Here is an 11,675-nt window from a genome sequence, read left to right on the forward strand (position 1 = left end):
AGCCCCAAAATAAAGTGCCGACACGCTTGGGGCGACGCGCAAGCTTGTCGTGCTACAGGCGGCGGCTTTGGCCGAGCTGCCCTTGTAAGGGCCGATTAACTGCGCCGGCATAGGGTGCTCCAAAGGGAGCACTATGCCATGGCCAAAATGACGGACGACCAGCGGGCGGAAAAAGTGATCAAGAAGCTGCAAGCGGCCGTCGCTGAGCTTAAGACCGTCCAGAGCCTTTTTCATTCGCAAAGGCGAGAATTGAGGCAAGTTGTCCTAGAGATAGAGGATCAACTGAAAAGCATCCATAGCCTGTGGGACGAGGATGACAATCACTAGTACAGAGTCGCCTCCGCTGCGGCTAGTTCAACACTCGCATCGCCCTTTGGGAACAGGTGGCCGTAAACGTCCAACGTCATCACGATGGATGAATGCCCCAAGCGCTCCTGAACCGTCTTGGGAGCTAAACCCAGTCCTTTGTCCTCCTTCGAGTTGATGCAGTACGAGGCATAGTAGTGGCGCAACGCGTGGAGGCCGGGATACTTCGGCGCAACGATGGGATTGCCATCGTCGTCCAGCCTGCCCGTGTTGACGGTCACCCCAGCGCTGACTTGAGCGGGGTGCAACCAGTCCTTGATAATGTTGGCGTGGTTCATAACGTTGTCCCGTTGGAGGGCACTATCGACCTCGCGCGGCAAACTTGGGAACACTAGCTTTCGAGACGTGCAGGCAAGCTTCCATTCGCGAAGCTCGGCTATGAGCTTTTCTCCGATGGGAAGTGTCCTGATGCCACTGCTGGACTTGGGCGAGCCAAGCTCCCCGTAAGCGTCGGCGCGCTGGCTGACTTCGATCTGGCCCTTTTTGAAGTCAATCGCATCCCAAGCGAGTCCGCGCAGCTCGCTCGCCCGCATTCCAGTGAGAGCAGCGGTGCGGAGGAATATGCGCGCCCTGCCCTCCTTAGCCGCGTCGATGATCAACTTCACTTCCTCGGTGGTTGGAATATCGACGCCTACCTTGAGGCGCTTCTTGTGTCGGCCATCGCCCTTGGGCTTGCTGTCACGCCCCATTTCCTTGACGGCGTTGAACACGACCAAACCTTGCTTCTGGGCGCTCGACAGCAGCGCTCCGAGGCTTACCCGGACAGCACGCACCATCGGCTCCGAAAGGCCCTGCTCACGGAGCTTGTCGAGGAAGGCATAGACGAACGGCACGCCGATCTTGCTCAGCTTGGTTTTGCCTATGTTGGGATAGATGTGGTTTTCCAGGTGCCCCTTGTACTGGTCGCGTGTGGATCGCTCCAGCTTGTCGCAGGCCTTCAGCCAGGACGCCCCTGCTTCCTTGACCGTGATGGAATTAGGGTCGGCGACGTGTATGTTGCCCTTCAGTTCCATCCGCACCTTGGCCTCTGCCTCCTTCGCCTCCTTCTGGGTGCGATAGAGCATTTGGTGGCGCTTGCCATTGCCATCGAAGTAGTCGTGGCACCACTTATCCGTTCCTAAACGCTTCCTGACTGACATCGCAGTATCTCCTGTCTCATGGAGACGCATACTAACGGATTTCACTGCAACAACACAACGGCGGTTTACGCCGCCATGTCCTGAAAGCATTTTGGGTGCAACCCAACTGCAACAAAATGAACAAAAATATGTTTAACAACAACGGACTTGCGAGGACTCTGACTCCGTTAGTCCTGGTTCGAATCCAGGTTCCCCAGCCAACTATTCATTTAAACCGGTGGCCCAGGCGACCTATTCCATATATTCTTTCGCGAGCCACCAACGGGCGCCCTGCGACAATGCCGTTTCTTTGGCGCGCCGCAGGTAGTGAAGTCCCGCGTCCCGGCCTGCGTCGGAGGATTTCATGGTTTCCGCTTCAAACATCAGTCTATAGATTTCAGCTAGGTAAAATCGCTCATGGTTTTTCTCGGAGATGGCCATTGCGATATGGAGATTTCGCTTGGCGTCGTCGTAATTTCCGAACTTAAGCTGAGCCTGTGCTAACAGAGAATATAGAAATGTCGTTTCAATCTCTTCTTTTGACTGTACCAGAAATTGTATGTGGCTAGACATCTCATCGAGCGCACCAATGTCGTTGCCGCTTATCGCGTCCGCCCAGTTTCGCATTATGATCGCCCGTCTTAGATAGATGTGCTCTCCATACTTCCGTGTGTGTTCGACGAGTTCGGAATTCAATTCGTATATCTTGTCAACTCGGCCCATGCACTGGAACACATAGCAACAGTTGCTGAGAGCTGTCGCCAGGGCGTGGGAGGATTCGGCTCGCGCGCTTAAAACCGCGTTCTCCGCACAATCTGTGGCCATCTTGTCGAACCCCAATAGCAGGAGTGTCCATGCAAGATAGCTGAGCGTCATGCTGGGAAAGCAGTGCACGTCAGATTTCATGCCTGCCGCGACTATCAAGGCCTGATCGAATTCGGCTCGGGCGTTTTGAAAGTTGCCTAACATGAACTCGGCCATTCCCATTCCTTGACATGCACTCGCCATTGCAATCGGATCATTGACCTTTACCGCTAGAATTTTCATCTTTTCAGACGGTCGGATCGATTGGACGATGTCGCCAGCGTTGAAATGCAAACCAAACTGCCAAGTAAGCGCCTCAAACGTCTCATTGTCATTTCCGAGGCGGGTGCTGACCTCTTCAGCTCGCTCCATGTAGGCAAGCGGGTTCGCCGCGATTCCTTGGGACGCGTTCAGCGCAACGCCATATGATAGGTAGATAAGCTGCAGATCGGTCAGGATCGACTCTTCGTTGGGCGATTGCTCGGCCAGCGAAAGCGCCCTTCTAAGCAGCGCCGATGCCTCGCTGGTGGCGCCGGTCCGCAAGGCTCGGCGACCTGCCGAGAGCCACTTTCGCAGGGCGTTCACGGTGTCATGGGCACATTCGTAATGATGGGCAACGATTTCATCGGGAACGATGCCGTCCCAATGCATCGCCAAATGCTCTGCAATGGTTCGATGCATTTGCTGCGAGTCCAATTTGAGCAGGCTCGAATATATGGCATCGCGCACAAGCGCGTGGCAGAACTCGTAGGAATATACCCCCTCACTGCAAACTCTGCGGAATATTCTTAGTTCAATCAGCATTTCGATTTGACGTTTAACGTAGTCGAGCTCGGCCCCCATGATTGCGGCGAGAATGTTCTCGCTGAAGCGGTCGCCCAGAACTGATGCAAGCTGAGCGACGGGTTTACAATCTCCCGAAGTATCAAATCGCCCCATCAATATTCCCTGGAGCGGGTTTGGAATCGGCAACGCTCCATCCGCTTGAGACTGAACCTCACGCAGATCGCTTGTCGCGACACAATGCTCGGTCAACTGTTCGACAAACAGCGGATTGCCGCTGCTCGCTTGTTGAATCCGTTCGAGCGTGGCATCCGATATCCCTGATCCGCGATTGCTCAACTTGGTGATCAGATGTCGTGTCGACTCCGAGTCCAAGCGTGTGAGGGAGAGGAGCATCATCGACACACTACGCAATGGGTTAAGCGTTGGCCGGCTTGTCAACAATACAAAAATTTTCTCAGTTTCTATAAGATCAATCAGCTTTTGTATGGTTTCCAGCGTTGATTCGTCGCTCCACTGGATGTCCTCCACAATAAGCACCAATGCGTAAGTTCTCGCCGCCTGCAGAATGATGTGAATCAACCGTCCTTGGAGTTCTGCCAACTGCTGTCGTGGCGGATGATCGCCAACAAAATTCTGGCTCGCCCCCATCAAATCGCAGACATATTCTACAAGTGAATTGTCAAATAAGAGGGCCTTGCGCAAATAGGCTTGTAGCTTCGTGGTGCGAGCGGAGACATCGTCGGCGTACCCAATGCCTGCCAGACGCTCTATACTGTGGATCCAAGGATGTAACGGAGTAGAAATATATTGGCTATCACATTGAAATTTCAGGGTTACAACTGTCGATTTTGGCAAATCCCTGACGAATTCATGGACGAGTCGAGATTTTCCAATTCCAGGCTCCCCGACGATCGTTACGACTTGTCCGTGGCCTTCGCTGGCCGCCGTCAAGCGGCTTTTGAGCAGGTTTAGCTCTTCGATTCGCCCGACATAGGGGCTGAGATGCAGCGGAACGAAGCGTGAAGCATGTGGAAGTGGATGCTTCACTTCCCAAACCGAGAAACTCTGGGAGAATCCCTTCAAGCTGAGAGTGCCGTACGATCGAAAGGAAAATCTTGAGGAGCAAAGTCGCATCGTTGGATCATCCACGAGAATTTGGCCCGGAAGACCAGCTCCTTCGAGGCGAGCCGCCATGTATGCTGTTGTGCCGAACGCCATCAGCCCCTTCTTTCCCTCTCTGTCGGAAGGGGCGTCGACGATCACCTTCCCAGTCGCGACTCCCAATCTGCAAGTGAATCGATCGACCGAGCTCAAGGAGTCCAGCATTTCCCGCAACGCTACTGCTGCACTTAAAGCCATGAATGCCGAATCTTCAGATGCGGACGGGTAGCCAAAAAAAGCCTGAAACCCGTCGCCCGTATGGTGAGCTATCGTCCCTCGATAGCGTTCAACGAGCGCATCGCAACGTCGAAAATAGGCCTGCAGGATCTCACGAATTCGCTCTGGGTCCCGCTTCTCCACGAAGGATGTCGAGTTAACGATGTCGACGTGGAGAATCGAGATGACACGACGCTGATTGAGAGGAGCGTTTACCATTTCGTAAAGTTGTCATACCCCGCATCACACGAGAGTCAAAGCTAGCTCAACGTTTGAATACATGCCAACTCAAATCATCGACGATGAGATTTGCGCCTTGTCGGCATTGGTCCTCGTTGAAGATGACGTCGAGAACGCAGTGGAGACCGTCTGGATGGCCCAACGGCTTCGGATCGCTGCGGCGGCGTTCCTTGCGGCGAGCGTACTGGATGCCCCGCCCAGCCCTCCCAGTCGTCCTCGACCTCAACAAAATGGTTCCAAGAGCAGCCGCAGTCGCGGCTTGTCGGCGCCGTCAAACATGGCGGCATTCCCGAACCAATGCCGCCGACACAATCCCCAGCCGCCGTTAACCCGAGTTCAATGCCGTGCGCGGCCTTCGTCTACTTTGTGAAATGATCGATCCGTGTTACCGATGCTGCGGTCGGTCGGCATTGATGCTCGTGTTGCGATATTGACCGGCATAGTCGGATGTATGAGTGGGTCAAGCGCAGACTGATATCCTATCACGCAACCAAGAGTGCGCTATACGTTCTATTTATGTCAAAACCAGAGGAAGTATTAATTGGATCTCTGTGGAGGAAAGCGATGGCTGGCGATAAGGGCGAAACTATTGAGAGCGTAAGTGCGGAAGTCAATCGACTGGGCAGCTTGCTCAGCAAACAGGCGCAGCAGATCATCTCCATGAGCTCACGCCTGAATGACCTTGAGTTGATGTTAAGTGGGAAGATGGATCTTGCGCTCAGATCCGACGCTGTTCGGATAAGAGGCAAGGGCAAAGGCAAGGGCGGCAAGGGTAAAGGGAAAGGCAAGGGCGGCAACTACGACCCGGATGGCGGTGGACAGGCCTGATCCAGGCACCACTGACAAGCATGTGTCTTAATTGACTCGCTGCGGCGGCGTTTCGGGGAATTAATGTGTGGGACGGGGGCCAAGAAGCGTTGTGGGAAAGCCTCTCGAAGGCGCGCTCGTTTGATGCCAGTATAGATCTTTCCCGTATAGATTTTGATCACATGATGGCGCGGTATGTGCCGCCTCGTGGGTATTCCAGAGAGCGCCTGTTCAAGGCGATGGCGGACCGCGAACCGGCGGTTCTAGCGGGCTACCCCTCGCCTGTGAGGCCCCCTCTCGATGTGCTCGGCCTATGCGATGCCGCCCGCAGCATTGTTAAACGAATGGCCGAGAGCAGCGATGAGTCGACCTACTCCGTTACAATGCGTGCCGATGGACGTCGGGTACAACTTCGGCCACGCGAAATTGCGGAGTTGTGGCACAAACAGACTGAAGTCTTCGGCATATCGGATTTATACATCCGGAATACGTTTATGGAGGAGCTTATCGATCCTTCGGGCCTCAGCAATTTTAATCTGCTGCTCAAGGCTTCACACGGCGCAAGAAGCCAGGAGATGTTTAGCTTCGTCATTAGTGCCGAGGGCATGGTTACAGACTCTCACTCGGATGATCCTGACAGCAGCAATTTTTGCCTAGAAGGAAGGAAACTCTGGATCTTCTGGGATACTTACGCCGGCTTGGCAGCTGGCCTTCAGGACGCAGAGCGCTTGCTTCTGACAACAATTCCGCGGTTCGACATAAAGGCTTGGCTTTCCATGCCGAGCGCGCGTTGGTGCATTGTCGGTCCCAACGACACACTGTTTCTTCCAGCCAACTTCACTCATAAGGTCATCACGCTCGAAAATTACATTGGCGTTGGGGGCTTTTACGTATCTCTGCCGAACTGCCTTTCTCTGATAGCAGATTGGATCTACAGGGGCCCATTGTGGTCCAAGCTCGACAGAAAAAGCAGCAAGGCAATGCTCATCGGCGACATATCTTTGGCCGTCCAAAAAACAATCTTACGCCTGCGAGATTGCAGTCCCGCAGTAGGACAGGCTCTTGGATACGGTTTCCTTGACTTGTCGGCGCAAAATGTAATCCGGCGCTTGCCACGGAGCCAAATGGCGATGTTATGGTCCGATCCGCGATTTCGGAACATCGCTGAAAATATAGCCGCGCCTTGGCCACTTTCCAACGATCTACCGCTGGCGTTTCAGCTCGGAAACAGTCCATCCCGTCGCAGTTGAAACAGACGGCGGCCCGACGGCAATCGAGTTCCTTAACCGAGTCCGCAATAAGGCATTAGAGCTCCCTTATTCTAGAACCGCGAAATCCATTGCAGCGCGACTACGAGGTGGCCCGTTATAATTAATGGTTATTTCAGCGCCGGCACGAATATGACGAATGGCGCTGAAGACTATAGTGAACCCCGATCCGACACTGAATTTCGCATTCGGAAGAAAGCTATGATTGTACAGCGATCCATATCCGAGAGCGATAGCCATTACTCCCTCTTCCCAGTTAAATACATAATCAAATAATCCGAAGTTGGAATTCCATGCGTGAACCTCTGCCACCGGAACCGTAATCACAGGAACCACCTCAATAACCGATCCCCTCTTGATCTCGCTACGCGCAAAGACACCGCGTCCCTTTCCTTGCGTCCACCTCATCTCGACTTGGTCGCTGTGCCTTAAATCATCTTTAGTCGTCATAATTAACACCGACCGACCTTGGTAGTCGACACATAGTTACATCCGGAAAACGTATGCGTCATTATTGGAATATTTTGAACCAATCCAGCACCGCTGAATAATAATACCGGCTTCGTTCCGTGCTCCAGTTCGTATGATCTTGGCCTGGAAATACAATGAGCTGGCTTTTAATGCCTTTCAGCTTAAGCGCCTGATACATCAATTCAGAGTTATAAATGGGGACGTTCCAATCCGCGTCTCCACCGAGAAATATAGTTGGCGTCCGCACTTTATCCACGAGGCGAATTGGAGAAAGCGCATCGTAGAATCGAGGATGACGCCAAGGCGCCCCAAGTTCCCACATATACCATTTCAGCCACATGTCAGGCCCGAAATCCGCGGCCACAAAACTGCCGCCCGCCCCCGATGCTGCCGCGCGAAACTTCGTCGGCGCCCGTCCGATGACGCAGTTCGTCATATAGCCTCCGTAGGAATAGCCGGTAACGAACAACTTTTTAGAATCGACTTGACCTTGTGCTATCACTTGATCAAGAGCAGAGAGGACAGCAGGCCTGTCCGTGCAGCCCCAGTTGCGAAAAATCCGCGACACAACCGCTTGTTGTTGCCCGAGGGAACCAGGCGGGTTCGGCTCGATCACTATATAGCCGCTCGCCGCATACAGCTGTGATACGATATCAAAGCCGAAGTGAAATTGCTCGTCTTGGGGGCCCCCATGGATATTCAATATAGCCGGATACTTTCGCTTGGGATCAAAATCCGCAGGCTTTGTGACGAACATGTCGAATACTGTCCCGTCTGCTGCGCGGGCTGACATGTGAGTCTTCAACGCCACATTAAGCCCATCTAGATAAGGTCCATAGAAATTTGTGACAGAATTGAATTTTCCGGCGGATGGAACAGTGTAGACTTCGGAGGCTGTGTTGAGAGCGTTCATCACCACGACAGGCCGGTTGTCATAACTCGCATCGAAACTTGCAATGAAGAGATCGCCGCTTAACAGGTCCTCAGAATTGCGTGTCTTAAGGGAGACGCGCGCGAGATATTGCCCCCCCGATTTTGCGTAGAGATAGTATATAAACTTTCCGTCCCGCGAGAAGCGAAAGGCCAGCACGTTCTGTCGAGAGCCGTGTGTGAGGATTATTTCCTTTTGAGTGGCGACCGATATTATCGCCAATCGCCTGACAGCGTATGGACCGTGGCGCTCTTCCGCTGACAGATAGGCTATGCTTTTTCCATCGTTGCTCCATGCGGGGGAACGCCTGTCCGCCGAAGCGCGCGTCAAGCGTATCGCAGAGCCACCCTTTCCGTCGTTTGCCGAGGTGATCCAGATTTCGCTGCGATATCTTAGTTCATTCTGGTATTCGCGAATAAACGCAACGCGGTTCCCATCAGGCGACCAGGTCGGCTCCGAGTCTTCATTCAGACCTGCCTTACCATTCGGCATATCGCCAGTAAGCTGAATCAGAGCGTCGGATCCGAGCACTTGCGTAAATATACGATCCTGCGAATTTTCCGATACGTAACCTTCACCGTCTGCCTTGAATTGAAGCGCGTTTATTACAATGGGCTTGAGTTCGGCGCTTGGATCGCAATCCTGACGCGATCGTAGGCTGTAGGTGTCGTGTGCTTGCGGGCATTGAGAACTACACACGCAGGGATTTCTGGCATTCCTCGCCCCGATATTTTTATCTATGGCGGCAGTCAATTTTGCCCTGGAGAATAGCAATCTATTTCCGTCAGGTGAAATATTTAAATCACCAAAGTAACTTCTGATATATATTCTCTTTGAGACAGATGCAGATGAATTTACTATGTCGATATATATGATATATACATCATTGTTTTTATCTACGAGTAGGTAACTCAACTTATGACCCTGGGCATCCCAACGCGGGGACCAGCTCACCTCGGGTTCATTGAAAACCGGCTCGTTACTCGAAGAAATTACGAAAACTTTATTTGCACGAACAAACGCTATGTAATTTCCGTCCGAAGTAACTCGGAGATCTGTCGGTGGCTGTATGCAATCATAATCGCCAAGATCCACATTACGTCGATGATTATTATATAATAAAAGATTTCTATCGGGGCATAAAACTTTAGAATTCTTGATACGAATTGAATTTAAGTCTTCCGCGAAGCCAAAATTCATACAAAGCGCTAACAATACCACAAGAGTCGCACAAGCTTTTTGCTTGAAGCCATAGGGTCTCTTTCCGCCCATGAAGATCCTCCTTCGCCCAATCGGGCGTTGGTTTGCTTACTGCAGTCCGAAGGTAAATATACGCTTCTCCAAATCTGATGCCCAGCGAACTTTGGAGACGCCCCCCTTAAGGGACACCCATGGCGCGCTGCCTATCGGAAGAGCCGACCGATACGGTGGTTACCGGTGGATCGATTTCGCAAGTAATGCGCGTCGGTCGCCTTAGGCAGCGCCGCGATGTTCGCTGGCATCCCGTGGTGTTGATCAGCCGGCCCGCGTGAGCGCTGCCCTAGTCGAACATGCCGATAGGATACCGCTCCAATGGGTCTAGTTAATCCGCAATCTACAATACATTGCTAATTTAGTACAACAATGAGATATTGGTGGCAAAGGACAAGTTACTGATGAACTTGTTGGGAACACTGACGGCGTTCGGAGTTTCGGCAATGTTGGTGTTGCCGGCCTATGCCGCCGATGTCGCCGATGTCGACGTGGCGGTCGTGTTCGCGGTGGATATGTCGTCGTCGGTCGATCCCGCGACGGCCGACATCCTGCGCGAGGGACATGTCACGGCAATGTGTGCGCCAGAGGTCATCGCCGCCATCACCCGTAATCGTATTGGATGCGTGGGGATAACCTATTTTGAATGGTCAAGTTATGGCCATTTCCAAATGGTTCTGCCCTGGACAAGGGTCTGCGGGCTGAGCGACGGGAAGGCTGCGGCATCGGTAATCCTCAAACGCGCCCAAAGAGGCTACGGGCACAGAGGGGGCGACACGTCGATATCTTTCGCCATTGACGAGGGAAGTCTGCTGCTCGATCAGTTCCCGGGAGAGGCGGCCAGAAAGGTAATCGACATCGCCGGCAATGGGACCAACAACGACGGCCTGCCTGTTCAGCAAAGCCGACTTCAGGCGATCGCGAAGGGCTACACGATCAATGCGATCGTCGTATCCCCGCTATTGCGGGGTGTGAAATACGACCTCACAAGCTACTTCGCTGAGAATGTCATAGGTGGACCGCGTGCCTTCGTCATCGAGCCGGTCAATAAGAGTGATTATGCCGTCGCGCTCCGCCGCAAACTGGTACAAGAGATCAGCGTGTCGACCGACAAATAGGGAACTGTGGCACGATTGGCATTCGACGTTTGAACGTGGCTCATGTTGCACCGCCTGATCTGCCAAGATCTACCGGGAGGGTGTCGGCGCCTGACGGACTTAGCCCAAGTACCTTATGGCAGTTTGGAAACGGCCGACCTGTTCTGGCGGAATGCCAGAATCCTGGCAAGCTGCATTGAACTCCTGTCGCTCTGGGCTGCTTCAGGCGGGCAAGAGTCCCGGAGCGAAAAGATCGGTGGCCGCTGGTGCATGCCACTGGCTAAGCTTCGTGAAAGTTCCTGAACGAGGCCGCGTCATGACAACCGATAGCCAGTACATTCTCGAAAGCATCGAGCGCGGATGCGTGATGCTTTCCGATGGCGAGTTTTTCATCGACAGGCTGATGAAGTATTTCGGCAACGGGAGGATCCGGTGGCACGTCGAATTCCGTGGGCATCGCATCGAGTTGACGACAGGCCAGCTCAAGAAGCAGCCGACGTTCCGCAGGAAGATGCTCGAACAGGCTGGTGTGTTGCCGCCCCAGCGTGCCGGGGCCATCTACAGGCGATGGGTGATCGACCTGAGGAAGAATGCCATTGAGCTTCCCTGGCGGGATAGACCGGTCGATGTCGGTTTCACCATCGACAGACTTGCCAGCCACGGTGATGGGCGCTGGACGGTTGAATACCAAGGCAAGGCAATCAAGTTCACGACGACCAAACTCCGCAGGCAAGTCAGTTTCCGTAAACGCATGCTGGCCAAGGCCAAGGTACTGCCGCCCCAACTGGACCCGGCTGCCTATCGGAAGTGGGTGGACTGGCTCATTCAAAACGCCACCGAGACTGCACCGCAGGCCGGCGATGCCTTGATGACCGAGAAAAGTTGGCTCGACGACCTCCCAGAATTGGCCGGCTGGCAAAATGAAGCGCCGCTCCGAGAGACCAACTGAGAAGAAAGAGCAGCAAAGCGAACGGGAAATCCATTTGATCCATGGAAAGAGGCTTCTGCGTGCGAGGTTGACGAAGCATTGGCGGGATGAGCATAAGAGCGGCGCGGTCTGAGGGCGGGACGGTGACGCATCGGTCTGCAAAACCGACGTAGTGGGTTCAATTCCCACTCAGACCTCCATTTTCAAAAGCCGCCCGCGCTTAAATGAGCC

9 protein-coding genes and 1 tRNA gene are annotated in these 11,675 nt (G+C 53.5%); 6 read left to right on the plus strand and 4 right to left on the minus strand.

The window, feature by feature from the left end; all coding sequences use genetic code 11:
* The first annotated feature begins 138 nt into the window (after window positions 1-138).
* Window positions 139-327, plus strand: a complete 189-nt coding sequence (locus ABVQ20_RS10235) for a hypothetical protein (protein WP_354459381.1) — start codon at window positions 139-141, stop codon at window positions 325-327.
* On the opposite strand, the gene ABVQ20_RS10240 is transcribed toward ABVQ20_RS10235, so the two are convergent.
* Both ABVQ20_RS10240 and ABVQ20_RS10245 read right to left on the minus strand, forming a co-directional pair.
* A complete protein-coding gene (locus ABVQ20_RS10240; protein WP_354459382.1) occupies window positions 324-1,505 on the minus strand; it encodes a site-specific integrase in 1,182 nt (393 codons plus the stop codon). The genes ABVQ20_RS10235 and ABVQ20_RS10240 overlap by 4 nt on opposite strands.
* A 231-nt stretch (window positions 1,506-1,736) precedes the next feature.
* On the minus strand, window positions 1,737-4,670 hold the full coding sequence (locus tag ABVQ20_RS10245; RefSeq protein WP_354459383.1) for an ATP-binding protein: 2,934 nt from the start codon (window positions 4,668-4,670) through the stop codon (window positions 1,737-1,739).
* Window positions 4,671-5,255: 585 nt separating this feature from the next.
* On the opposite strand from ABVQ20_RS10245, the gene ABVQ20_RS10250 reads away from it, so the two are divergent.
* Window positions 5,256-5,519 (plus strand): hypothetical protein, encoded by a 264-nt coding sequence (locus tag ABVQ20_RS10250; RefSeq protein WP_354459384.1) that lies wholly within the window; start codon window positions 5,256-5,258, stop codon window positions 5,517-5,519.
* A 65-nt stretch (window positions 5,520-5,584) separates the two neighbouring features.
* On the plus strand, window positions 5,585-6,748 hold the full coding sequence (locus ABVQ20_RS10255) for a hypothetical protein (protein ID WP_354459385.1): 1,164 nt from the start codon (window positions 5,585-5,587) through the stop codon (window positions 6,746-6,748).
* Between the two features lie 66 nt (window positions 6,749-6,814).
* Here ABVQ20_RS10255 and ABVQ20_RS10260 read toward each other — a convergent pair whose 3' ends face one another.
* The gene (locus ABVQ20_RS10260; protein WP_354459386.1) at window positions 6,815-7,216 is read right to left on the minus strand and encodes an SET domain-containing protein; all 402 of its coding nucleotides are present in this window, start codon (window positions 7,214-7,216) and stop codon (window positions 6,815-6,817) included.
* A 61-nt stretch (window positions 7,217-7,277) separates the two neighbouring features.
* Entirely contained in the window at window positions 7,278-9,440 is a 2,163-nt protein-coding gene (locus ABVQ20_RS10265; RefSeq protein WP_354459387.1) for a prolyl oligopeptidase family serine peptidase, read from the minus strand.
* A gap of 362 nt (window positions 9,441-9,802) precedes the next feature.
* Here ABVQ20_RS10265 and ABVQ20_RS10270 point away from each other — a divergent pair, with 362 nt between their 5' ends.
* The 3 genes from ABVQ20_RS10270 to ABVQ20_RS10280 all read left to right on the plus strand — a co-directional run bounded on the left by ABVQ20_RS10270 (window position 9,803) and on the right by ABVQ20_RS10280 (window position 11,644).
* Window positions 9,803-10,537, plus strand: a complete 735-nt coding sequence (locus tag ABVQ20_RS10270; RefSeq protein WP_354459388.1) for a DUF1194 domain-containing protein — start codon at window positions 9,803-9,805, stop codon at window positions 10,535-10,537.
* A gap of 295 nt (window positions 10,538-10,832) precedes the next feature.
* A complete protein-coding gene (locus tag ABVQ20_RS10275) occupies window positions 10,833-11,465 on the plus strand; it encodes a hypothetical protein (RefSeq protein ID WP_354459389.1) in 633 nt (210 codons plus the stop codon).
* A gap of 105 nt (window positions 11,466-11,570) precedes the next feature.
* Window positions 11,571-11,644: transfer RNA gene (locus ABVQ20_RS10280), tRNA-Cys, on the plus strand.
* The last annotated feature ends 31 nt before the right edge of the window (window positions 11,645-11,675 follow it).

The organism is Mesorhizobium shangrilense (genome assembly GCF_040537815.1).
Lineage (GTDB): Bacteria > Pseudomonadota > Alphaproteobacteria > Rhizobiales > Rhizobiaceae > Mesorhizobium > Mesorhizobium shangrilense.